The organism is Erwinia sp. AK-PDG3-5 (assembly GCF_056821705.1).
The window spans coordinates 4,000,801-4,023,764 of sequence record NZ_CM165967.1 but is presented as its reverse complement, the minus strand read 5'-3'; the positions used below and the strand labels follow the sequence as shown (position 1 = coordinate 4,023,764).

Below are 22,964 nucleotides of genomic sequence, written 5' to 3'. Positions count from 1 at the left end.
ACAGTTACCGTCCATCCAGGGTATCCTCCGGTCTTCAACTCCCTCAGAGGATCTCACCATTGGGCAAGCGCATCCCTATAACCCTCGGCAATATTGAGCCGCTGGCGTTAACCCCTTTTCGTCCGGGCAAACTGGCCCTGGTCTGCGAAGGCGGCGGGCAGCGCGGGATCTTTACTGCCGGCGTGCTGGATGAATTTCAGCGGGCAAAATTCAACCCCTTTGATTTGATGCTTGGCACCTCTGCCGGGGCGCAGAATCTTTCTGCCTATGTCTGCGGCCAGCCGGGCTATGCCCGCAGAGTGATCACCCGTTACACCACCAGTAAACTGTTTTTCGATCCGTTGCGCTTTGTGCGCGGCGGACACCTCATCGATCTCGACTGGCTGGTGGATGTCACCTCTCAGGAATTCCCGCTGGCGATAGAAGCCGGTGAGAAGATGTTCTCCGCAGGCCGCGAATTCTATATGTGCGCCTGCCGCAGCGACGATTATTCGCCGGGCTATTTTGCTCCGACCGCCGCCAACTGGATGAACATCATTAAGGCTTCCAGCGCCATTCCGGGCCTGTATCGTCCCGGCGTGGATATGGATGGCATCAGCTATCTCGATGGTGGGATCAGTGATGCCATTCCGGTGCGTGAAGCGGCGCGTCGCGGGGCCGATACCATCGTGGTGATCCGCACCGTTCCTTCGCAGATGACCTATACGCCACAGTGGCTGAAGCGCATTGAGCGCTGGCTGAGCGACAGTGCGCTGCAGCCGTTGGTCAATATCATGCATCTGCATGAAGACAGCTACCGCGAGACGCAGGACTTTATTGAAAATCCGCCGGGTAATCTGCGGATTATTGAGATCTTCCCGCCGCATGCGCTCGCCAGCATGGCGCTGGGCAGTCGCGTGGCCTCGTTGAATCAGGATTATCATCTGGGACGCCGCTGCGGCCGCTATTTCCTCGCCACGGTGGGGCAATGGTTGCAGGAAAATGAGACGCTGCTGAGTACCAAACCGGTGGTTCCACCTGCGCCGGTGGCCAACGAACCGGTGCGGGATGGCGTTATTCTCGATCCGCTGGCGGGCAACGATGCCGATTACGATAAGGGCTCGCTGGCATGACACCCACGTTTATCGATACCCATTGTCACTTCGATTTTGCGCCGTTTTCTGGCAACGAAGAAGAGAGCCTGCGTCTGGCGGCAGCGGCAGGGGTGGAGAAAATCATTGTGGTTGGGGTGTCGGCTGACCGCTTCGCGGGGGTAATGGCGCTGGCAGAGCAATGGCCACCTTTATATGCCGCGTTGGGCACCCATCCGATGGCGATCGCACAACATGATGATTCACATCTGGACCAGCTGGAAGACTACCTGAAACAGCGGCCGAAAAAGCTGGTGGCGATCGGCGAGATCGGCCTCGATCTGTTTATCGACAATCCCCAGTTTGATAAGCAGGAGCGGGTGCTGGATGCGCAAATCCGGCTGGCAAAGCAGTACGATCTGCCGGTGATCCTGCACTCCCGCCGCACCCACGATAAATTAGCCCTGCATCTGCGACGCCTCGATCTTCCGCGCCGTGGCGTGGTGCATGGCTTCGCCGGCAGCGAACAGCAGGCGCTGGCCTTTATCCGCGCCGGCTATGCCATCGGTGTGGGCGGCACCATCACCTATGAACGCGCCAGCAAAACCCGCAATACAATCGCACGGCTGCCGCTGAGCTCGCTACTGCTGGAAACCGACGCGCCGGATATGCCGCTACAGGGCTTTCAGGGCCAGGCCAATCGCCCCGAGCGGGTAAAAAATGTCTGGCAGAGCCTGTGCGAACTGCGGGAAGAATCCCCGCAGGAAATAGCCGAAACCCTTCTTGAGAACACACGCACTCTTTTTCAGCTCTGACTGGCTAAACTCTTAAAGTCCCCTGCGAGACGGTGCGCCTTTGGCCTGCCGGGTCTACTGTCATCTGCATCTGCTACACTGAATGATGAATGTTATAATTATAACATTTTCTGATGATGTCAGCTAAAATCAGGCTTTGTTGCGCAACAATGGCCATATCTGGCAGGTTAACAGGCTGTTTATGTGATATTAATCACATTGCATGTACAATGCTTGCAACAGTAATTCCCTGTTCGTGAATTTCATCACGGAAGTGGCTCAGCCTTTTCCGTTATTATTTTAACATCACAGCCCTTCGCGGGCTCAGGCGGAAGGAATTCCTGCCCGGCATCCGGGAAGCCGCCTTAAACCTTGTCTGGAGAACAGAATGACTGACGTAACCGCAGCGGCCGTACGTGCCCTGAAACTGATGGATCTGACCACGCTGAATGATGACGACACCGATGCGAAAGTGATCGCGCTGTGCCATCAGGCGAAATCCCCGGCGGGCAATACCGCGGCAATCTGCATCTATCCGCGCTTTATCCCGATTGCCCGTAAAACGCTGCGCGAGCAGGGCACGCCGGATATTCGCATTGCCACCGTTACCAACTTCCCGCACGGCAATGACGACAAAGAAATTGCCCTGGCAGAAACCCACGCAGCGATCGCCTACGGGGCTGACGAAGTCGACGTGGTGTTCCCTTACCGCGCGCTGATGGCCGGTAACGAAGAGATTGGCTACGAGATCGTGAGCGCCTGTAAAGAAGCCTGTGCCGAAGCCGACGTGCTGCTGAAGGTGATTATCGAAACCGGCGAGCTGAAGGATGCGGCACTGATCCGTAAAGCCTCTGAAATTGCCATCGAGGCGGGCGCTGACTTTATCAAAACCTCCACCGGTAAAGTGCCGATCAATGCCACCCCGGAAGTGGCAAAAATCATGCTGCAAGTGATTGCTGATAAAGGCGTTAAGCACCAGGTGGGCTTCAAGCCGGCTGGCGGCGTGCGTACCGCGGACGATGCGGCAATTTACCTGAAGCTGGCCGATGACATTCTCGGCAGCGACTGGGCCGATGCCCGTCACTTCCGTTTTGGCGCGTCCAGCCTGTTAGCCAGCCTGCTGGAAACGGCGGGTCATGCTGGAGCCAAGAGCGACTCCGCTTACTAGTCTGACTGGCGACCCCGCCAACCTCAGCCGCAAGGGCGAAAATCATTTCGCCCTCATTACCGCAACCACCAGGGGGCAACGTGTTCCTGCCACAAGAAATTATCCGTAAAAAAAGAGATGGCCAGCCACTGACCGAAGAGGAGATCCGCTTCTTTATCAATGGCGTGCGAGATAACACCGTGTCTGAAGGGCAAATCGCCGCGCTGGCGATGACCATTTATTTCCACGATATGACGCTGCAGGAGCGGGTCGCGCTGACCATGGCGATGCGCGACTCAGGCTCGGTGCTCAACTGGAAGGCGCTGAACCTCAACGGCCCGATCGTGGACAAGCACTCAACCGGCGGCGTGGGCGATGTGACCTCGCTGATGCTCGGCCCGATGGTGGCGGCCTGCGGTGGCTATGTGCCGATGATTTCTGGCCGTGGCCTCGGCCACACGGGCGGTACGCTGGACAAGCTGGAAGCCATTCCGGGCTTTGATATCTTCCCTGATGACGAGACGTTCCGTCGCATCATCAAAGACGTCGGCGTGGCGATTATCGGTCAAACCAACTCGCTGGCGCCTGCGGATAAGCGTTTCTACGCCACCCGCGACATCACCGCGACCGTCGATTCGATTCCGCTGATCACCGCCTCGATCCTCGCCAAAAAGCTGGCGGAAGGTCTGGATGCGCTGGTGATGGACGTTAAAGTCGGCTCCGGCGCCTTTATGCCGACCTTCGAACAGTCCGAGCTGCTGGCCCAGTCGATTGTTGGCGTGGCGAACGGCGCGGGCTGCAAAACCACCGCGCTGTTAACCGATATGAACCAGGTGCTGGCGTCAAGCGCCGGTAATGCGCTGGAAGTGCGTGAAGCCGTGCGCTTCCTGACCGGCGAATACCGCAATCCGCGTCTGCTGGAAGTGACGCTGGCTTTGAGTGCGGAAATGCTGGTATCCGGCGGGCTTGCGGCCAATACCGACGAGGCCACTGGCAAACTGCAGGCGGTGCTGGATAACGGCAAGGCAGCGGAAATTTTTGCGCGCATGGTCGCGGCGCAAAAAGGCCCGACAGACTTTATCGAGCTGATGGATAAATATTTACCGGCGCCGATGCTCAGCAAGGCGGTGTATGCCGATAAGCCGGGGATCGTCAGCGCGATGGATACCCGGGCGTTGGGCATGGCGGTGGTGTCGATGGGCGGCGGTCGTCGCCAGGCCAGCGATCCGCTCGATTACAGCGTCGGATTCAGTGAGATGGCGCAGCTGGGTGACCGTGCAGACAACCAGCGTCCGCTGGCGGTGATCCACGCCGCTACGGAAACCGCCTGGCAGGAAGCTGCTGAGGCGATGAAGCGCGCGGTGACCTTAAGCGAAAATGCGCCGGCCCAGACCCCAGTTATCTATCGCAGAATTAGCGGATAAGCGTCATACTGTTCGGATCGATAAAATTTACGCTCAGCGCGTCACAGACGCAGGAGATCAGGATGAAACGTGTATTTATCATGGTGTTGGATTCCTTCGGGATCGGCTCCAGCAAAGATGCCCATAAATTTGGTGATGAAGGCTCTGATACCCTCGGACACATTGCCGAGGCGTGCTTCAAGGGCGAAGCGGACATTGGACGTAAAGGCCCGCTGCACCTGCCAAATCTGACGGCTTTAGGGCTGGGGAAAGCGGCGGAAGAGTCGACCGGAAAATTCCCGTTAGGGCTGGATAAAGACGCCGAAATTACCGGCGCTTATGCCTATGCCAGCGAACTGTCTTCCGGCAAAGACACGCCGTCAGGCCATTGGGAAATCGCCGGTGTGCCGGTGCTGTTCGACTGGGGATATTTCAGCGACAAAGAAAACAGCTTCCCGCAGGAGTTGCTGGATCTGCTGGTTGAGAAGGCCGACCTGCCGGGCTACCTCGGCAACTGCCACTCGTCAGGCACGGTGATCCTCGATCAGCTCGGCGAAGAGCATATGAAAACCGGCAAGCCGATTTTCTACACCTCCGCTGACTCGGTGTTCCAGATTGCCTGCCACGAAGAGACCTTCGGGCTGGAGCGTCTGTACGCGCTGTGTGAAATCGCCCGTGAGGCCTTAACCGAAGGCGGCTACAACATCGGCCGGGTGATCGCCCGTCCGTTTGTTGGCGACAAGCCAGGCAACTTCGAGCGCACTGGCAACCGTCACGACCTGGCGGTAGAACCTCCTGCGCCAACCATCCTGAAAAAGCTGGTGGATGAGCAGAAGGGCCAGGTGATTTCGGTCGGTAAAATTGCCGATATCTACGCCCACGTTGGCATCACCAAAAAAGTGAAGGCCACCGGGCTGGATGCGCTGTTTGACGCCACCGTTGCCGAGATGAAAATCGCACCGGACAACAGCATCGTCTTCACCAACTTTGTCGACTTTGACTCCACCTGGGGGCATCGTCGCGATATCCCGGGTTATGCCGGTGGCCTTGAGCTGTTCGACCGCCGTCTGCCGGAGTTGATGGCGCAGGTGAAAGAGGGCGATATTCTGATCCTCACCGCCGACCACGGCTGCGACCCAAGCTGGGAAGGCACCGAACATACCCGCGAGCACATCCCGGTGCTGATTTACGGCCCAGGCGTGAAGCCGGGATCGTTAGGCTATCGCGAGACCTTCGCCGACATCGGCCAGACGGTCGCGAACTATTTTGGCCTTTCCGATATGGAATACGGCAAATCCATGCTGTAATCTGCGCAACCTAAACGACCAGCGCTAAGGCGCTGGCCAGACTGAAAAAAGGATGAAAAATGGCTACCCCTCATATTAATGCAGAAATGGGTGATTTCGCTGACGTAGTGCTGATGCCGGGCGATCCGCTGCGCGCAAAACATATCGCAGAAACCTTCCTGCAGGACGCGGTAGAAGTGAATAACGTGCGTGGCATGCTGGGCTACACCGGCACCTATAAAGGCCGTAAAATTTCGGTGATGGGCCACGGCATGGGCATTCCTTCCTGCTCAATCTATGCGAAAGAGCTGATCACCGATTTCGGCGTGAAGAAAATCATTCGTGTGGGTTCATGCGGCGCGGTGCGTTCAGACGTGAAGCTGCGTGACGTGGTGATCGGCATGGGTGCATCTACCGATTCCAAAGTGAACCGCATGCGTTTCAAAGATCACGATTTCGCCGCGATTGCCGATTTCGAGATGGTGCGTAACGCCGTCGATGCAGCCAAAGCGCTGGGCGTGTCTGCCCGCGTTGGCAACATTTTCTCTGCAGACCTGTTCTATACGCCCGATCCGCAGATGTTCGACGTGATGGAGAAGTACGGCATCCTGGGCGTGGAAATGGAAGCCGCCGGTATTTACGGCGTGGCAGCAGAGTTCGGTGCGAAAGCGCTGGCCATCTGTACCGTTTCCGACCACATCCGCAGCGGTGAGCAAACCACGGCGGCTGAGCGCCAGACCACGTTCAGCGAGATGATTGAAATCGCGCTGGAATCTGTGCTGCTGGGCGATAAAGAAGCGTAACGTAACGCCTTCTGCTGGCCGGGCAATCCGGCCAGCAGTGATATTCAAGACCGTCCATCTCCGTTAAGCCCTCAGTTGAAATCACGAAAGTATCTATTCATCTTTCCTCACCATTTTTTATCATTTTTATGTCTTTTCAGCTGATTAAATGCTAATTATCTATTCAAGTATCTATTCACGAATCTATTCACTATGTCTGATTTAACCACGCTTCTTTTGCCAGGGCCGCTGGATGCAACGACATTGACAGCCCGTCTGGCGATTAGCCAGGCCACGCTCTCGCGTCTGATTGCTGCCCATCCGCAGGTGATGAAATATGGTCGCGCACGCGCGACCCGCTATGCATTGCTGCGTCCGTTGCGTGAGGAGAGTCACTTCCCGCTCTGGCAGATTGATGAACAGGGTCATTCCCACCAGGCCGGGCAGCTGTTCAGCGTCTGGCCAGCCGGCAGCTGCGTGGTGGAGGATGTCCAGGGTAACTGGCAGCATTTTGCGGGATTGCCCTGGTATCTCAGTGACATGCGCCCGCAGGGTTTTCTCGGCAGGGCATGGGGGCGCGAGTGCGCGCGCCAGCTGGGGTTGCCGGAAGATATCCGCCAGTGGAATGACGATCACAGCCTGCTGGCATTGACTGCCAGAGGCAGCGATATCTCGGGTAGCTGGCTGATTGGCCGTGAAAGTTACCAACAGTGGCTTAAGCAACCCGCGCCAACGCTGGTGACGTCGGCTCTGTATCCGGAACTGGCGCAGAAAGTGCTGGCGGGAGAAGACGTCGGTTCTTCGGCGGGCGGCGAACAGCCAAAATTTGCCTGTTACACCCAGCTGGCGAATGGCGAGAATGCGCATGTGCTGGTGAAGTTCACGCCCGCACGGCGTAACGAAAACAGCCAGCGTTGGTGTGATTTACTGCGGGCCGAGGCGTTGGCCTTGCAGGTTCTGAGGGAAGAGGGCGTGTCGGCGGCCGAGGCTACCATCCTCTCAGGGCCGGAAGAGCAGTTGTTTCTTGAAGTGGTCAGGTTCGATCGGTTGGGCGAAAGAGGCCGACGCAGCATGGTATCGCTGGAGTCTGTACAGGCCGAATTTACTGGCCAGCAATCCCGCTGGCCGCAGGCACTCAGCGCGCTGGTCAGCCAAAAAATGATTGTGACGCCGGATGCCGAACGCGGCACCCTGCAATGGGCATTTGGCAAGCTGATCGCGAATGGCGATATGCATGCTGGCAACCTGGCCTTTTTCCTCACCTCGCCGACGCTGACGCTGACGCCGGCCTACGACATGTTGCCGATGAGCTTCGCCCCAAACAGCGCGGGCTATATGCGTACAGACGCGCCGGTGATTGAACTGGATAGCAGCGTGGGGCGAACGGTCTGGCAAAAAGCACTGGCCATGGCCGATCGTTACTGGCTACAGATGAGTAGCGATGATACCTGGAGTGAGGATTTTCGGCGCATTGCGCAGGAGATGCAAAAAGGGCTCAAATCGCTTGAGCCCCACATCGCCCGCATGGCCTGATTACGGCTTCTCAGCCTGGGCCGGCGCGTCGCGGGTTTCGTCGTCGTCTTCCTTCACCGGGTTATTGGCGGTTAGCAGGAAAGGCGATTGTTGCCAGCGGGTGCGGCGGTCGCGCAGCAGGGTCCGGCTGAGGATGATCCCGATAGCCAGTGCCAGCAGCATCATCAGGCGCAGAATATTGGTGGTGTTATCCACCTGCTTGGATTCCGTCACCAGCACGTGCGTATCCAGGGTGACGCGCAGGAAGCCGCGCGGACCTTCAGCGCTGTCCAGCGACTGCACCAGCTGATGGTTGAAGTAACTCCCGGCTCGCTGCCCGTCCAGCGCCAGACGGTCGCGCACGTTAATGGTTTCGCCGCTGTGGGCCAGTAAGGTGCCGTCGTCGTCATAGACAGAGGCATCAAGGATGCGGCTCTCTTTGGTGAGCTGGGCGAGGATATCGACAATCTGCTGGTGGTTATCGTCGCTGTTTTCCATCAGCGGCGTCAGGCTGAACGCCACCTGGCGCGTCAGCGTGCGGGCCAGTTCATCCACCTGCTCGGAACGTGCCATCTGGTGGCTCAGACTGAACCACGACGCACCCTGCATCAGCACCACCAGTAAGGTCAGGCAGATCAGCACGATTGCCGTGCGATGCAGACGAAATTTAAGTTTGGCCTTTGCCATCTGTACCCTTCACACTTTATGCACGAACCAGCGTTCGTCTCGAGCTTTATGTTGCCAGAAGCGGGGCTGACAGGGTAGCCTCTTGCGTGGTTAAAATGTCCTTTCAGGAGCTGTAATGCCAAATAGTCTGACCTGGTGCGACCTGCCATCTGATGTCTCTCTCTGGCCGGGTTTACCTCTTTCTCTCAGTGGCGACGAAGTGATGCCGCTGGACTACCGCGCTGGCCGTACCGGCTGGCTTCTGTATGGTCGCGATCTGAATAAAGACAGCCTGACGCATCTTCAGCATCAGCTGGGTGCGGCGATGGTGATTGTCAGTGCCTGGCGCGTGGCGGATTACCACGTTGTGCGTCTGGCCGGATCGCTGACCGCGCGCGCCACGCAGTTGGCCCACGATGCCGGTCTGGACGTTGCGCCGCTGGGGAAAATCCCGCATCTGAAAACCCCTGGCCTGCTGGTGATGGACATGGACTCGACGGCCATCGAAGTCGAGTGCATTGATGAGATCGCCAAACTGGCGGGCTGCGGTGAAATGGTGGCGGAAGTGACTGAACGCGCGATGCGTGGCGAGCTGGATTTTGCCGCCAGCCTGCGTCAGCGCGTGGCGACCCTGAAAGATGCCGATGCCAATATCTTAAAAAAAGTGCGTGACGAACTGCCGCTGATGCCGGGCCTGACTGAGCTGGTGCAGCAATTGCAGGCGCTGGGCTGGCATGTGGCGATTGCCTCCGGCGGCTTCACCTACTTTGCCGAGTACCTGCGCGATAAGCTGCGTCTGTCTGCGATTGCCGCCAATGTGCTGGAAATTCGCGACGGCAAGCTGACTGGCGAAGTGCTGGGCGATATCGTTGATGCCCAATACAAAGCCGATACGCTGTTAAAGCTGGCCGGGCGTTTTGAAATCGCGCCTGAGCAGACCGTGGCGATCGGTGATGGCGCTAACGATTTACTGATGATTAAGGCGTCCGCGTTGGGCATTGCCTATCACGCCAAGCCGAAAGTAAACGAGCAGACAGAAGTGATCATCCGCCATGCGGATTTAATGGGCGTGCTGTGTATTCTCAGCGGCAGCCTGATCCATGAAGAGCGTTAAGGGGTAGATTTGGCCAAAGCGGTAAAGCGCGCCTTTGTTTGTAATGAATGCGGCGCCGATTATCCTCGCTGGCAGGGGCAATGCAGCGCCTGTCAGGCCTGGAACACCATCACCGAAGTGCGGCTGGCGGCGTCGCCGACCGTGGCGCGCAACGAGCGCCTCACCGGTTATGCCGGCAGCGCGGGGCCAAGCCGCGTGCAGAAGCTGTCGGAAATCAGCCTTGAGGCATTGCCGCGCTTCTCAACCGGCTTCAAAGAGTTTGACCGGGTGCTGGGCGGTGGCGTGGTGCCAGGCAGTGCCATTCTGATTGGCGGCAGTCCCGGTGCCGGGAAAAGTACGCTGCTGCTGCAAACCCTGTGCAAGCTGGCCGAAGGGATGAAAACCCTGTACGTCACCGGCGAAGAGTCACTTCAGCAGGTGGCGATGCGTGCGCACCGCCTGGGCCTGCCGACCGAAAACCTCAACATGCTGTCGGAAACCAGCATTGAGCAGATCTGCCTGATCGCCGAGCAGGAACAACCGCGACTGATGGTGATCGACTCGATTCAGGTGATGCATATGGCGGATATTCAGTCGTCGCCGGGCAGCGTGGCGCAGGTGCGTGAAACCGCCGCTTACCTTACCCGTTTCGCCAAAACCCGTGGCGTGGCCATCATCATGGTCGGCCACGTCACCAAAGATGGCTCGCTGGCCGGGCCGAAAGTGCTTGAGCACTGCATCGACTGTTCGGTGCTGTTGGATGGCGATGCGGACTCCCGTTTCCGCACGCTGCGCAGCCACAAAAACCGCTTTGGTGCGGTGAATGAGCTGGGCGTGTTCGCCATGACCGAACAGGGGCTGCGTGAAGTCAGTAATCCGTCCGCCATCTTCCTCAGTCGGGGAGAAGAAGTCACCTCCGGCAGCTCGGTGATGGTGCTGTGGGAAGGCACGCGTCCGCTGCTGGTCGAGATCCAGGCGCTGGTGGACCATTCGATGATGGGCAACCCACGGCGTGTTGCCGTCGGGCTGGAGCAGAACCGTCTGGCGATCCTGCTGGCGGTGCTGCACCGTCATGGTGGCCTGCAGATGGCCGATCAGGATGTGTTCGTGAACGTGGTCGGCGGCGTTAAAGTCACCGAAACCAGTGCCGATCTGGCGCTGATGCTGTCGATGGTGTCCAGCCTGCGCGATCGTCCACTGCCACAGGATTTGGTGGTATTTGGCGAGGTGGGGCTGGCGGGTGAAATTCGTCCGGTGCCAAGCGGGCAGGAACGCATTTCTGAAGCGGCCAAGCACGGCTTCCGTCGTGCTATCGTGCCGGCGGCTAACGTGCCGAAGAAACCCCCGGAAAATATGAAAGTGTATGGCGTGAAGAAGCTGGCCGATGCGCTGGCGATCCTTGAGGACTTATAACGCAGGAGGCACTGATGTCACCCTTTGAGTATTTAAAAACCGCCATCCGCCAGCAGGGCTGTACGTTGCAACAGGTGGCGGATGCGAGTGGCATGACCAAGGGCTATCTGAGCCAGCTGCTGAATGCCAAAATCAAAAGCCCCAGCGCGCAGAAGCTGGAAGCGCTGCACCGTTTTCTGGGGCTGGAATTCCCGCGCCGGGAAAAAACCATCGGCGTGGTGTTCGGCAAATTCTATCCGCTGCATACCGGCCATATCTACCTGATCCAGCGCGCCTGTAGTCAGGTCGACGAACTGCATATCATTATGGGTTACGACGAGCCGCGTGACCGTCAGCTGTTTGAAGCCAGCGCCATGTCGCAGCAGCCGACGGTGAGCGATCGCCTGCGCTGGCTGCTGCAAACCTTCAAATACCAGAAAAACATCCGTATCCACTCGTTCAACGAGGAAGGAATGGAGCCCTATCCGCACGGCTGGGATGTCTGGAGCCGCGGCATTAACGACTTTATGGAAAACCACGGCATTGTGCCGAACCGGGTTTACACCAGCGAAGAGTTCGATGCCCCGCAGTATCAGCAGCATCTGGGCATTGAAGCGGTGGTGGTCGATGCCAAACGCTCGTTTATGAGCATCAGCGGCGCGCAGATCCGTCACGATCCGTTCCGCTACTGGGAATATATTCCGACCGAAGTGAAGCCGTTCTTTGTGCGCACGGTGGCGATCCTGGGCGGTGAATCCAGCGGGAAATCCACGCTGGTCAACAAGCTGGCCAACATCTTTAACACCACCAGTGCCTGGGAATTTGGCCGCGACTACGTCTTCTCCCATCTCGGTGGCGATGAGATGGCGCTGCAGTATTCCGATTACGACAAGATCGCGCTGGGCCAGGCGCAGTACATCGACTTTGCGGTGAAGTACGCCAATAAAGTGGCCTTTATCGACACCGATTTCGTCACCACCCAGGCCTTCTGCAAAAAATACGAAGGTCGCGAGCACCCCTTTGTGCAGGCGCTGATTGATGAATATCGTTTTGACCTGGTGATCCTGGTCGAGAATAACGTGCCCTGGGTGGCCGATGGATTACGCAGTCTGGGCAGTTCGGTGGATCGCAAAGAGTTCCAGACGCTGCTGGTGTCGATGCTGGAAGAGAACAACATCAGCTACGTGCACGTTGAGCAGGACAGCTACGATGAGCGCTTCCTGCGCTGCGTGGAGCTGGTGAAGGAGATGCTGCGGGCCTAAGCCTCAATACAGCCGTTCAGCAGGACAGCCGACAGCCGTGAAAAACTGAACGGCTGTTGGTAGCGCATTAAAAAAGCGTCCGGCCCACTGTTCAGCAGGCCGGGATCGGCATCAGTAAACCATCACCACTTTGCCGCGCATGTGGCCTTCCAGCACCAGCCGGTGCGCTTCTGACAGCGTTTCCACGCTCAGGCCGTGCAGTGTTTTGCTAAGCGAGCTGCTGACCTTACCGGCGTCCAGCAGTTTCGCCGTGGCATCCAGAATTTCACCCTGACGGGCGATATCCGGCGTGGTATACATGCTGCGGGTGTACATAAACTCAAAGTGCAGCGACGCGCTTTTCAGCTTCAATTCATTCATATCTAACGGTTTTTCGTTTTCGACGATGGTGCAGATATGCCCCTGCGGTGCAATCAGCTTCGCCATCGCTTCCCAGTGGCCGTCGGTGTCGTTCAGGCAGAAGATATAATCCACCTGCTTCAGGCCATGCTTCTCCAGTTCGCCGGGCATGTCATGGTAGTTGATCACCAGATCGGCACCGCGATCCTTGCACCATTGCACCGAATCCGGACGCGATGCGGTGGCAATCACTTTCACCTTGCTGTGCAGCCTGGCAAACGGGATCGCCAGCGAGCCGACGCCGCCGGCACCGCCAACAATCAGCAGCGTTTTGCCTTCTTCGGCCTTATCCAGCTGCAGCCGGTCGAACAGACCTTCCCATGCGGTCAGTGCAGTCAGCGGGATTGCCGCCGATTCTGCCCAGTCTAACGACGTCGGCTTGTGGCCGGTAATGCGTGAATCGATCAGCTGCTGGGTGGTGTTGCTGCCCGGACGGGTGATGTCGCCGGCGTAATACACTTCGTCACCGGCCTTGAATCCGCTGACCTTGCTGCCCACTTCCACCACCACGCCGCTGGCATCCCAACCGAGGATGCGCGGGTGCTGGAGTCCGTTTTTCTGTGCGCCTTTATGCACTTTGGTATCCACGGGATTCACCGATGCGGCTTTAACGTCGACCAGCAGATCGTATTCGCCTGGCGTCGGTTTCTCGACCTGGATCTCAATAAACTGCTGCGGTTTTTCTGGATTGATAGCAATCGCTTTGATTGTCATAGCGCATCTCCTTTAAGGTGTGTTATTCAGTGTAGAACCTAAGCAGGCTAATGATAAGACGCACAATAACTAACGAAGTGTTCGTTTCAGGTAAACAATCATGTTTAAACAGCTGCAAGATATGGCCCTGTTTGCCCTGGTGGCCGAATGCGGCAGTTTCACCGGGGCGGCCAAAAAGGCAGGATTGCCGAAATCAAGCGTCAGTCAGCGCATCAGTCAGCTTGAGCAGGCGCTGGGGCTGCGGCTGATTAACCGTACCACCCGCCAGCTGAACCTGACCTTTGCCGGCGAGCGCTATCTGGTGCATTGCCAGGAGATGATGCAGGCCAGCGAGCGCGCCAATGTGGCGATTGAACGTCTGCGGGACAACCCCAGTGGACGGCTGCGCATCACCTCACCGGCGGGAATTGGCGCCACGCTGCTGGCGCGTTTAAACGCCGCGTTTCAGCAGGAATATCCGGACGTCACGCTGGAAGTCTCGGTGTCCGATGAGGTGCGGGATATCGTGCTGGAGGGCTATGACGTGGCGCTGCGCACCGGACAGCCGCAGGACTCTTCGCTGATTGGGCGGCGAATTGGTTACTGCGAGCGGCTGCTGGTGGCTTCGAAGGGTTACCTTGAACAATATGAGGCGATCACGCATCCGCAGCAGCTGGCTGAACACCGCTGCATTGCGCACCGGGCGTGGAGCGAATGGCTGCTGAACCGCGGGGAAGAGTATTACCGCTGGCTGCTGCCACCTACGCATATGACCGATAACCTGGTGTATGCGCGTGAGTGTGCGCTGGGTGATGCCGGGATCACGTTGCTCCCGAGGTTTTTAACTCAGGACATTCTGCCGGGCGGAGAATTGGTGCAGGTGTTGCCGGACTGGCAGGTGGAAGGCAATGAGCTGTGGCTGGTCTATCCGAGCCGTAAGCTGAATTCGCCTGCGGTGGCGCGCTTTATTGATTACGCCTTGCAGTCGCCGGTGTTTCGGGAGTTTTATCAGTAACGTTGGGAAGCAGGGGACAACGCGAGTGCGTCCCGCAGAAGAAAAGCAGAGGGCGAATCGCTTCGCCCTCTGAATATTACTTGGTCATACGCTTGTACTTGATGCGTTTTGGCTCCAGCGCTTCTGCGCCCAGCGTCCGCTTCTTGTACTCTTCGTATTCGGTAAAGTTACCTTCGAAGAACTCGATCTTGCCTTCATCCTGATAGTCGAGGATGTGGGTGGCAATACGGTCGAGGAACCAACGGTCATGCGAGATCACCATCGCACAGCCCGGGAACTCCAGCAGGGCGTTTTCCAGCGCGCGCAGGGTTTCAATGTCCAGGTCGTTGGTCGGTTCATCGAGCAGCAGCATGTTGCCGCCAACCTGCAGCAGCTTGGCCAGATGCAGACGGCCACGCTCACCACCGGACAGCTCGCCAACGCGTTTGCCCTGATCAACCCCTTTGAAGTTGAAGCGGCCCACGTAGGCGCGGCTTGGCATCTCGGTGTTACCGACACGCATAATATCCTGCCCGCCGGAGACTTCTTCCCACACGGTTTTGCTGTTATCCATGCTGTCGCGGAACTGATCGACAGAGGCCAGCTTCACGGTATCACCCAGCACGATGCTGCCTGAATCCGCCTCTTCCTGACCGGACATCATGCGGAACAGGGTCGATTTACCGGCACCGTTCGGCCCGATAATGCCGACGATAGCGCCTTTCGGCACTGAGAACGACAGGTCATCGATCAGCAGGCGGTCGCCGTATGACTTACGCAGATTGGTGACTTCCACCACTTTATCGCCCAGGCGCGCGCCCGGTGGGATAAACAGTTCGTTGGTTTCGTTACGCTTCTGGTAATCGGTGTTATTCAGCTCTTCAAAGCGGGCCAGACGGGCCTTGCCTTTAGACTGACGGCCTTTAGCGCCCTGACGAACCCACTCCAGCTCTTTCTCAATGGATTTGCGACGGGCCGCTTCGCTTGACGCTTCCTGCGCCAGACGGGCATCTTTCTGCTCCAGCCAGGAAGAGTAGTTACCTTCCCATGGAATACCTTCGCCACGGTCCAGCTCCAGGATCCAGCCGGCCACGTTGTCGAGGAAGTAACGGTCGTGGGTAATTGCCACCACGGTGCCTTCGAAGTCATGCAGGAAGCGCTCCAGCCAGGCCACGGATTCTGCATCCAGGTGGTTGGTCGGTTCGTCCAGCAGCAGCATGTCCGGTTTTTCCAGCAGCAGGCGGCACAGCGCCACGCGGCGGCGTTCACCACCGGACAGGGTGGCGACTTTCGCATCCCACTCTGGCAGGCGCAGCGCGTCGGCAGCACGCTCAAGCTGGGTATTCAGGTTATGACCGTCGTGGGCCTGGATGATCTCTTCCAGCTTGCCCTGTTCAGCGGCCAGCTTGTCGAAGTCCGCGTCTTCTTCCGCATACAGCGCGTAGACTTCGTCCAGACGCTTCAGCGCGCCAACCACTTCCGCCAGCGCTTCCTCAACGGATTCGCGCACGGTGTGTTCCATATTCAGCTGCGGTTCCTGCGGCAGGTAACCGATTTTCAGGCCGGGCTGTGGACGCGCTTCCCCTTCGATATCCTTATCGATACCGGCCATGATGCGCAGCAGGGTGGATTTACCGGAGCCATTCAGACCCAGCACGCCGATTTTGGCGCCAGGGAAGAAGCTAAGGGAGATATTTTTCAGAATGTGACGCTTCGGCGGAACCACTTTGCCGACGCGATGCATGCTATAGACGAATTGAGCCACGTAGGATGAGCCTCTTGGTGTCTGTGTGTTAATTGGGGCAGCAGATGCCCACTCAGATGACGAAGTTTAGCTGGTTTTGCTTGCTAATCACAGCCGCCACCCGAGGAATATCCTTCCTGCTTCAGGTTATCGGTGCGTTGGCTGCCCCATTCACTGACCCGCGTCAGCGCCAGGGGTGCGCTCACGTGGCGGATTATTGATTGATTTTTGAGCCGATGGCTTTATGCTGTTTTTTTGCCTTACAAAGCAGGGAGATAACGATGAGAGTTCTGATCGCGGCGGAAGAGAACGCCTGGGGCGGCATGATCCAACAGTTTCGTCACACCTTGCCAGACGTCGAGTTTACGGCTTCGGCGGGCCACGCCGCCGAAAGCCTGGCCGGATACGATGCCTTAATTCCCGGTATGGCAAAAGTCACGCCTGAGCTGCTGAAGACCGCTGACCGGCTGAAGCTGATTCAGCAGGCCGGTGCCGGGCTGGAAGGGGTGGATCTGGCCAGTGCCAAAGCGCTTGGCATTCAGGTGGCTAATGTGCCGTCGGACCGATCCGGCAATGCCGATTCGGTCGCCGAGCTGGGGATCTGGATGATGATTGGCCTGGCGCGCAAAGCCCGCGAGATCCCTGAGATGATCGCCACGCGTCAGCTAGGCCTGCCGGTGGGCATGGGGCTGATGGGGAAAACCGTCGGGCTGGTAGGGCTGGGCGGCATCGGTAAAGCACTGGCGAAACGACTGGCCCCCTTTGGCGTTCGGCTGATTGGCGTGAAACGCACCGCCGATCAGGCCTTTGCTAAAGCGCATCAGCTGGACTGGCTGGGCAATATGGCCCATCTGCCCGCGCTGCTGAATGACGCCGACTTTGTGATCCTCAGCCTGCCGGACAATGCCGACACCCGCCATATCATCGATGAAACCGCGCTGGCGCAGATGAAGCCGGGCAGTTTCCTGATCAACCTGGGGCGGGGCGGACTGATTGAAAAACAGGCGTTGCTGGCGGCGCTGGAGGTGAATCACCTGGCGGGCGCCGGGCTGGATGTGTTCTGGCAGGAGCCGCCCGAGCCGGATGACTCGCTGTTTCAGTACAACGTGATCGCCACGCCGCATATCGGCGGCGTCACCGATAATTCGCTGAACGGCAACGTGGCGGGGGTGTGTGAAAACCTGCGCCGCTTACGCGATGGCGAAGAGATCCTTAATCGCTGGGCGTAAGAGGCTGACCTAACGCGCTTTCTGCCCGACCATCACTTCAATGCCCAGCTGTTTCAGCTTCTGCGCCAGCTCTTTCGGCGGGGCGTCGTCGCTGACCAGCGTCTCAAAGGCGCTGAGTTCGCCGATGCGGGCGGGCAACACTTTGCCAAACTTACTGCTGTCAGCCACCAGAATCTTGTGGCTGGCACGCTGCATCGCCTGATGCTTCATCGGCAATTCGTTGAGGTTGTAGCAGGTCGCGCCCTGACCGGCATCAATGCCTGCCGCAGAGATAAAGGCTTTGTCGGGACACAGGCTGTCCATCACCGAGCCGTGGCCCAGCGGAGTGAAGATGGCGTTGTCAGCATGAAACTCACCGCCGTTGAGGATCACCTGACAGGCCGGTTTCTCTTTCAGCGCCAGGAAGGTGTTCATCGCGCAGCAGATGGCGGTAAACGCCAGCTCATTATCGATGGCATCGACAATCCACGGCATGGTGGTGCCGCAGTCAAAGAACACCGTATCACCCGGCTCAATCAGCGCCGCCGCCAGCTGGCCCAAACGCCGCTTTTTCTCGACGTTGTGCGCCTGCTGATCGGAGACAAAGTAGTGACCCTGATTGCTTTTTGGATCGCTGACAATGTAGCCCCCCAATAACACCACCACCGACGGCTGTTCGTTGAGATCGCGACGGATGGTCATCTCGGACACGCCCAGCAGTCGCGCCGCCTCTCTCAGGTGGATTTTATCGGTTCGCTTAAGCGCGGATGCCAGCTTATTTACGCGCTCGTCGCGGCGGGTTTCCATGGTCAGTCACTCCTGATAATACGGTTAATATCCCTCGCCGGCAGCGCTGCCGTTAACGATGGCGACGCCGGAGCTGGTGCCGATACGGCTGGCGCCCGCCTGGATCATGATGTCTGCCGTCTGTCGGTCGCGGACAGCGCCGGACGCTTTGACCGCCACATCAGGACCCACGGTATCATGCATCAGACGGACGTGCTCTTCGCGCGCGCCGCCGGTACTGAAACCGGTAGAGGTTTTGACAAAGGCAACCTTCAGTTCACGACAAATTTCACAGATTTGAATGATTTGCGCATCGCTAAGCAGGCAGGTTTCTAATATTACCTTCAATGGGATCGGGCCGCAAACCTCGCGCACTGCCTGAATATCGGCGCTGACGGCCTTAACCTCACCGCTTTGCAGCCAGCCGACGTTAATCACCATATCAATCTCCTGCGCACCGGCCGCAATGGCGGCTTTCGCTTCGAAGGCTTTGGCGCTGGTCAGGCCGGCACCCAGCGGAAAACCGATGACGGAACAGACCTTTACCTCACTTCCCGCCAGCTTCTCCGCCACTAACGGCACATAACCCGAATTGACGCACACCGCGTAAAAGTGGTGGGCGATGGCTTCGTCACACAGGGTGGCGATCTGTTGCACGGTGGCATTCGCCGCCAGCAGGGTGTGGTCGATGTAGCGGGCATAGTCCAGGTTTTGCACGGGAAGCTCCTCAGCAGATGGGGTGTGTTTGTTAAAATAATAACATTTTCATTCTGGCGTCAATCGCCAATTAACATCTCGCGACCGGGATTTGCAGGCTGAGACGGGTGTCACAAAAATAACATGAGATGATTGTTATTGTTATTTCTACAACATTTAATGATGAAAATTTACACGGGGAATACGTCATGGATATTGCCGTCATCGGCTCCAATATGGTCGATCTGATCACTTACACCAACAGCATGCCGAAAGCCGGTGAAACCTTAGAAGCGCCTGACTTTGCACTGGGTTGCGGCGGCAAAGGCGCCAACCAGGCCGTCGCGGCGGCGAAGCTGGGTGCCAGCGTGATGATGGTCAGCAAAGTGGGCGAAGACCTGTTTGCTGACAACACGGTGAAAAACTTGCAGCGGTTCGGCGTCGACGCACAGCACGTCACCGTCGCGGCGGGCACCTCCAGCGGCGTGGCACCGATTTTTGTCGATGACCAGTCGCAAAACCGCATCCTGATTATTAAAGGGGCCAACGCGCACCTGTCTCCGGCAGATATTGATGCCGCGGCGGACGATCTTAAGCGCTGTCGTCTGATGGTGTTGCAGCTGGAGATCCCGTTGCCGACGGTTTACTACGCCATCGACTTTGCGCGGCAGAACGGCATTCAGGTGATCCTCAATCCCGCGCCAGCGGTGGCCGGGCTGGACATTGATTACGCCTGCCAGTGCGACTTCTTTATGCCTAACGAAACCGAACTGGAGATCCTGACGGGCCTGCCGGTCAGCACTGAAGAGGAGGTGCTGCGCGCCGGGCAGATGCTATTGGGGCGCGGCCTGAAAAACCTGATTATCACCCTCGGCAGCCGCGGTTCGGTGTGGATGCAGGGGGATGCCGTCCACCGCATTAAGCCCACGCCGGTGAAGGCGATTGATACCAGTGGCGCAGGGGATGCCTTTATCGGCTGCTTTGCCCACTTTTTGATCCAGCATGGCGATATCGCGAAGGCAATGCAGTCTGCCTCCGACTATGCCGCCTGTAGCGTCACCGGACGGGGAACCCAGCTGTCGTACCCTGATGCCGATACCTTCCACCGTTTTCTCAACGATTAACTGAGGATTCGCTATGCAACCGACCATCGTCCAGCAGCCTGATGGCTATTTGAATAAGACGCCACTGTTTCAGTTTATTTTGCTCTCGTGCCTGTTCCCGTTGTGGGGCTGCGCCGCCAGCCTGAATGATATTTTGATCACCCAGTTCAAAAGCGTTTTCGCCCTCAGCGATTTCGCCAGCGCGCTGGTACAGAGCGCCTTTTACGGCGGCTACTTTTTAATTGCCATCCCGGCCTCGCTGGTGATCCGCAGCAGTAGCTACAAGATTGCAATCCTGCTGGGGCTGGCGCTGTATATCGCCGGTTGCGTGATGTTCTATCCTGCCTCGCATATGGCGACCTACACCATGTTCCTGGCAGCGATCTTCGCGATTGCTATCGGGCTGAGCTTCCTGGAAACGGCGGCGAATACCTACAGCTCGATGATCGGTCACCGCGATCACGCCACGCTGCGGCTGAACGTCAGCCAGACGTTTTACCCGATTGGCGCGCTGATGGGCATCGTGTTGGGCAAATACCTGGTGTTCCAGGATGGCGACAGCCTGCACAGCCAGATGGCCGGCATGAACCCGGAACAGCTGCACCAGTTCCGTCTGACCATGCTGGAGCACACGCTGGAACCTTACAAATACCTGGTGATGGTCCTGGTGGTGGTGATGGTGCTGTTCCTGCTGACCCGTTATCCGCACTGCAAACCGCAGAGCAATGAGAAAAAGCTGCCGAGCCTCGGTGAAACCTTTAGCTATCTGGCCAAAAACCGCCACTTTAAGCGCGGCATCATTGCGCAGTTCCTTTACGTGGGGATGCAGGTGGCGGTCTGGTCGTTCACCATTCGTCTGGCGCTGAACCTCGGTGCGGCCAACGAGCGTCATGCCTCTAACTTTATGATTTACAGCTTTATCTGCTTCTTTATCGGCAAGTTTGTCGCCAACTTCCTGATGACGCGCTTCCGCGCCGAGAAGGTGCTGATTGCTTATTCGATCGTCGGTGTGGCCACGCTGGCTTACGTGATGCTGGTGCCGAACTTCACCGCCGTCTATGCCGCCGTGTTTGTCAGCGTGTTGTTTGGGCCGTGCTGGGCGACGATTTATGCCGGCACCCTGTCTACCGTCGAGAGCAAATACACCGAAGTAGCCGGCGCGTTTATCGTGATGGCGATTGTCGGTGCCGCCTTTATCCCGGCCTTGCAGGGTCTGGTGTCTGACCGTCTCGGCTCGATGCAGATGGCGTTTGGCGTCTCGCTGCTGTGCTTCGCCTGGGTGGGCTTCTACTTCTGGGGCGAACTGCGCCACAAAAAACAGCCGGCGGTCAGCGGTCGTCTGGCTGAGGAGGCACGATGAGAACCACGCTGCCACTGCATCCCTCGCTGTTCGGAGAAACGCCGCGCACGCTGCTGGATAACGCCGACGTCAAGGTCGAACTGTTCCGTTACCCCTCAGGGATTGAGGCGGTGCGGATGGAGAACCGCCGTGGCTATGTGATTGTGCTGCCATATTACGGGCAGATGGTGTGGGATGCGGCTTTCGACGGTCAGCGGATGACCATGGGCAACGGCTTTAAGCAACCTGTGCCGGGCAAGGACATTATTGACACCTACGGTTGCTTCGCCTTCCACTCCGGCCTGCTGGCCAACGGTTGTCCTGGCGAGGGCGATGTCCATGCATTGCACGGCGAGATGGCCTGCGCCCGCATGGACAGCGCCTGGATCGTGCTGGAAGAAGAGGGCGTGTCGGTGCGCGGCGAGGTGGAGTACATCAAAGGTTTTGGCCACCACTATCGCGCATTGCCAGGCGTAACGTTATTGGCGGATCGGCCGCGCCTGCGCATCGAGATGGCGGTCACCAATCTGTCCGGCACGGCGATGCCGTTGCAGTACATGTGCCATATGAACAGCGCCTATGTCGAGAACGGCAGTTTCAGCCAGAGTATACCGGACAGTGCCTTTGCGCTGCGGACCTCGATTCCTGGCCACGTGCATCCAACGCCGGTGTGGCTGGACTATACCCGTCAGCTTGCGGCGGAACCGCAGGCCTTTGGCGGCCTGACGCGCCCGGAAATGTACGATCCGGAAATTGTGTTCTTTGCTGATAATCTGGCGCAGTACGGCGAGACGGTGACCTTTACCCTGCAATCGCCGGACGGTCACGGTTTCAGCACCACCTTCCAGACCGCGCAGTTCAACTATGCTACGCGCTGGATCCTGCACAACAGCGATCAGCAGGTGGCCGCCTATGTATTACCGGCCACCTGCCGCCCGGAAGGTTTCAACGCGGCGAAGCAGGCCGGCACGTTGATCATGTTGGAACCGCGCGAGCAGCGGCATTTCAGCGTGGAAACCGGGCTAATCGAAAACCCTTAAGGCATCTTTTATTTTGACCTGTGTGTTAGGGACGTCGTCTGGATGTTCTGGTGGAAAGGTTAAAGCGCGCTTTCGCTGGTAGTGCGAAGGTTGTCTGGGTGTTTCGGTGGCAAGGTTAACGTTCGCTTTCGCTGGTAGTGCGAAGGTTGTCTGGGTGTTTCGGTGTTTTGCTCAGGGAGAGAGGGGGGAACACAAAGACGCCGTAGACCCATCCCTGGGGGCTCAGCGGCGACATCCCTGTCGCCGATGCTTTGCTTTTCCCCCCTCTCTCCCTTCCCCAAAGCTTCAGCGTTGCCTGTTTTTATCGGGCAACACACTTCAAAACCCACTCAGCGTCACGAGCAACAGACTTCAAAACCCACCCAACAGCCTGCTTTTGACCTGTGCGTCCACCAAGCCACTCAGCGACACCAATGCTATTGGGTGGCGGCATAGAGCGCGTTAGCCGGGTGTCTGCGGCAGGGATGCCGCAGCCAAGCCTCCAGGGATGGATTTACGGCGTCCCGGATAACGCGCTCTATGCTGACGCCTTGCCCAGGAAGCTGCTTTTGCCCT

At 58.0% G+C, this 22,964-nt stretch carries 20 protein-coding genes; 15 read left to right on the top strand and 5 right to left on the bottom strand.

Features of this window, described 5'->3' with window-relative positions:
• Nucleotides 1–59: 59 nt before the first annotated feature.
• The 7 genes from AC1UKS_RS18690 (at nucleotide 60) to yjjJ (ending at nucleotide 8,015) form a co-directional block, all read left to right on the top strand.
• Complete coding sequence (locus AC1UKS_RS18690) at nucleotides 60–1,112, top strand: patatin-like phospholipase family protein (RefSeq protein ID WP_106382145.1); 1,053 nt, start codon at nucleotides 60–62, stop codon at nucleotides 1,110–1,112.
• Nucleotides 1,109–1,885, top strand: a complete 777-nt coding sequence (locus AC1UKS_RS18685) for a TatD family hydrolase (RefSeq protein ID WP_482434793.1) — start codon at nucleotides 1,109–1,111, stop codon at nucleotides 1,883–1,885. Before AC1UKS_RS18690 ends, AC1UKS_RS18685 begins: the two co-directional genes overlap by 4 nt.
• 367 nt (nucleotides 1,886–2,252) lie before the next feature.
• Nucleotides 2,253–3,032 (top strand): deoxyribose-phosphate aldolase, encoded by a 780-nt coding sequence (deoC, locus tag AC1UKS_RS18680; protein ID WP_482434792.1) that lies wholly within the window; start codon nucleotides 2,253–2,255, stop codon nucleotides 3,030–3,032.
• A gap of 80 nt (nucleotides 3,033–3,112) precedes the next feature.
• Entirely contained in the window at nucleotides 3,113–4,435 is a 1,323-nt protein-coding gene (gene deoA / locus AC1UKS_RS18675) for a thymidine phosphorylase (protein ID WP_482434790.1), read from the top strand.
• 62 nt (nucleotides 4,436–4,497) lie between these two features.
• Nucleotides 4,498–5,721, top strand: coding sequence for a phosphopentomutase (deoB, locus tag AC1UKS_RS18670; RefSeq protein ID WP_482434788.1), 1,224 nt, complete (start codon nucleotides 4,498–4,500; stop codon nucleotides 5,719–5,721).
• 59 nt (nucleotides 5,722–5,780) lie between these two features.
• The gene (gene deoD / locus AC1UKS_RS18665) at nucleotides 5,781–6,503 is read left to right on the top strand and encodes a purine-nucleoside phosphorylase (protein ID WP_013200647.1); all 723 of its coding nucleotides are present in this window, start codon (nucleotides 5,781–5,783) and stop codon (nucleotides 6,501–6,503) included.
• A 192-nt stretch (nucleotides 6,504–6,695) separates the two neighbouring features.
• Nucleotides 6,696–8,015, top strand: a complete 1,320-nt coding sequence (gene yjjJ, locus AC1UKS_RS18660; RefSeq protein WP_482434786.1) for a type II toxin-antitoxin system HipA family toxin YjjJ — start codon at nucleotides 6,696–6,698, stop codon at nucleotides 8,013–8,015.
• Here the strand turns inward: yjjJ and AC1UKS_RS18655 are convergent, their stop codons facing one another.
• Entirely contained in the window at nucleotides 8,016–8,681 is a 666-nt protein-coding gene (locus AC1UKS_RS18655; protein WP_265908402.1) for a YtjB family periplasmic protein, read from the bottom strand.
• 115 nt (nucleotides 8,682–8,796) lie between these two features.
• Here AC1UKS_RS18655 and serB point away from each other — a divergent pair, with 115 nt between their 5' ends.
• From serB to nadR, 3 genes are read left to right on the top strand one after another with little or no spacing between them, the layout of a single operon-like run.
• Nucleotides 8,797–9,774, top strand: a complete 978-nt coding sequence (serB, locus tag AC1UKS_RS18650; RefSeq protein ID WP_013200650.1) for a phosphoserine phosphatase — start codon at nucleotides 8,797–8,799, stop codon at nucleotides 9,772–9,774.
• Nucleotides 9,775–9,783: 9 nt separating this feature from the next.
• Entirely contained in the window at nucleotides 9,784–11,166 is a 1,383-nt protein-coding gene (gene radA / locus AC1UKS_RS18645; RefSeq protein WP_013200651.1) for a DNA repair protein RadA, read from the top strand.
• A 14-nt stretch (nucleotides 11,167–11,180) separates the two neighbouring features.
• Complete coding sequence (gene nadR / locus AC1UKS_RS18640; RefSeq protein ID WP_482434783.1) at nucleotides 11,181–12,407, top strand: multifunctional transcriptional regulator/nicotinamide-nucleotide adenylyltransferase/ribosylnicotinamide kinase NadR; 1,227 nt, start codon at nucleotides 11,181–11,183, stop codon at nucleotides 12,405–12,407.
• 111 nt (nucleotides 12,408–12,518) lie between these two features.
• Here nadR and AC1UKS_RS18635 read toward each other — a convergent pair whose 3' ends face one another.
• The gene (locus tag AC1UKS_RS18635) at nucleotides 12,519–13,520 is read right to left on the bottom strand and encodes a zinc-binding alcohol dehydrogenase family protein (RefSeq protein ID WP_482434782.1); all 1,002 of its coding nucleotides are present in this window, start codon (nucleotides 13,518–13,520) and stop codon (nucleotides 12,519–12,521) included.
• Between the two features lie 97 nt (nucleotides 13,521–13,617).
• Here AC1UKS_RS18635 and AC1UKS_RS18630 point away from each other — a divergent pair, with 97 nt between their 5' ends.
• Nucleotides 13,618–14,514, top strand: a complete 897-nt coding sequence (locus AC1UKS_RS18630) for a LysR family transcriptional regulator (RefSeq protein WP_482437039.1) — start codon at nucleotides 13,618–13,620, stop codon at nucleotides 14,512–14,514.
• A gap of 76 nt (nucleotides 14,515–14,590) precedes the next feature.
• Here the strand turns inward: AC1UKS_RS18630 and ettA are convergent, their stop codons facing one another.
• Entirely contained in the window at nucleotides 14,591–16,258 is a 1,668-nt protein-coding gene (ettA, locus tag AC1UKS_RS18625) for an energy-dependent translational throttle protein EttA (protein WP_265908405.1), read from the bottom strand.
• 260 nt (nucleotides 16,259–16,518) lie between these two features.
• Here ettA and AC1UKS_RS18620 point away from each other — a divergent pair, with 260 nt between their 5' ends.
• On the top strand, nucleotides 16,519–17,466 hold the full coding sequence (locus tag AC1UKS_RS18620; RefSeq protein ID WP_482434781.1) for a 2-hydroxyacid dehydrogenase: 948 nt from the start codon (nucleotides 16,519–16,521) through the stop codon (nucleotides 17,464–17,466).
• 9 nt (nucleotides 17,467–17,475) lie between these two features.
• Here the strand turns inward: AC1UKS_RS18620 and deoR are convergent, their stop codons facing one another.
• Together deoR and deoC (AC1UKS_RS18610) are read right to left on the bottom strand one after the other, a co-directional pair.
• Nucleotides 17,476–18,252 (bottom strand): DNA-binding transcriptional repressor DeoR, encoded by a 777-nt coding sequence (gene deoR / locus AC1UKS_RS18615; protein ID WP_482434780.1) that lies wholly within the window; start codon nucleotides 18,250–18,252, stop codon nucleotides 17,476–17,478.
• A 24-nt stretch (nucleotides 18,253–18,276) separates the two neighbouring features.
• The gene (gene deoC, locus AC1UKS_RS18610; RefSeq protein WP_482434779.1) at nucleotides 18,277–18,948 is read right to left on the bottom strand and encodes a deoxyribose-phosphate aldolase; all 672 of its coding nucleotides are present in this window, start codon (nucleotides 18,946–18,948) and stop codon (nucleotides 18,277–18,279) included.
• A gap of 188 nt (nucleotides 18,949–19,136) precedes the next feature.
• Here deoC (AC1UKS_RS18610) and rbsK point away from each other — a divergent pair, with 188 nt between their 5' ends.
• Genes rbsK through AC1UKS_RS18595 form a run of 3 tightly spaced genes read left to right on the top strand, consistent with a single transcriptional unit; the run spans nucleotide 19,137 to nucleotide 22,409 of the window.
• Nucleotides 19,137–20,051: a ribokinase gene (gene rbsK / locus AC1UKS_RS18605; RefSeq protein ID WP_265908411.1), complete on the top strand. Its 915-nt coding sequence runs from the start codon at nucleotides 19,137–19,139 to the stop codon at nucleotides 20,049–20,051.
• A gap of 13 nt (nucleotides 20,052–20,064) precedes the next feature.
• On the top strand, nucleotides 20,065–21,390 hold the full coding sequence (gene fucP, locus AC1UKS_RS18600; protein ID WP_106382159.1) for an L-fucose:H+ symporter permease: 1,326 nt from the start codon (nucleotides 20,065–20,067) through the stop codon (nucleotides 21,388–21,390).
• Nucleotides 21,387–22,409, top strand: coding sequence for an aldose 1-epimerase family protein (locus tag AC1UKS_RS18595; RefSeq protein WP_482434777.1), 1,023 nt, complete (start codon nucleotides 21,387–21,389; stop codon nucleotides 22,407–22,409). The genes fucP and AC1UKS_RS18595 overlap by 4 nt, the downstream gene beginning before the upstream one ends.
• Nucleotides 22,410–22,964: the final 555 nt, after the last annotated feature.

What these genes read in the sequence shown, in the direction of transcription:
- fucP (WP_106382159.1), top strand. Translation starts at nt 20,065, where the DNA reads ATGCAACCGACCATCGTCCAGCAGCCTGATGGCTATTTGAATAAGACG.
- deoD (WP_013200647.1), top strand. Translation starts at nt 5,781, where the DNA reads ATGGCTACCCCTCATATTAATGCAGAAATGGGTGATTTCGCTGACGTA.
- AC1UKS_RS18620 (WP_482434781.1), top strand. Translation starts at nt 16,519, where the DNA reads ATGAGAGTTCTGATCGCGGCGGAAGAGAACGCCTGGGGCGGCATGATC.
- nadR (WP_482434783.1), top strand. Translation starts at nt 11,181, where the DNA reads ATGTCACCCTTTGAGTATTTAAAAACCGCCATCCGCCAGCAGGGCTGT.
- yjjJ (WP_482434786.1), top strand. Translation starts at nt 6,696, where the DNA reads ATGTCTGATTTAACCACGCTTCTTTTGCCAGGGCCGCTGGATGCAACG.
- serB (WP_013200650.1), top strand. Translation starts at nt 8,797, where the DNA reads ATGCCAAATAGTCTGACCTGGTGCGACCTGCCATCTGATGTCTCTCTC.
- rbsK (WP_265908411.1), top strand. Translation starts at nt 19,137, where the DNA reads ATGGATATTGCCGTCATCGGCTCCAATATGGTCGATCTGATCACTTAC.
- deoC (WP_482434792.1), top strand. Translation starts at nt 2,253, where the DNA reads ATGACTGACGTAACCGCAGCGGCCGTACGTGCCCTGAAACTGATGGAT.
- AC1UKS_RS18595 (WP_482434777.1), top strand. Translation starts at nt 21,387, where the DNA reads ATGAGAACCACGCTGCCACTGCATCCCTCGCTGTTCGGAGAAACGCCG.
- deoR (WP_482434780.1), bottom strand. Translation starts at nt 18,252, where the DNA reads ATGGAAACCCGCCGCGACGAGCGCGTAAATAAGCTGGCATCCGCGCTT.
- AC1UKS_RS18685 (WP_482434793.1), top strand. Translation starts at nt 1,109, where the DNA reads ATGACACCCACGTTTATCGATACCCATTGTCACTTCGATTTTGCGCCG.
- AC1UKS_RS18655 (WP_265908402.1), bottom strand. Translation starts at nt 8,681, where the DNA reads ATGGCAAAGGCCAAACTTAAATTTCGTCTGCATCGCACGGCAATCGTG.
- AC1UKS_RS18635 (WP_482434782.1), bottom strand. Translation starts at nt 13,520, where the DNA reads ATGACAATCAAAGCGATTGCTATCAATCCAGAAAAACCGCAGCAGTTT.
- deoB (WP_482434788.1), top strand. Translation starts at nt 4,498, where the DNA reads ATGAAACGTGTATTTATCATGGTGTTGGATTCCTTCGGGATCGGCTCC.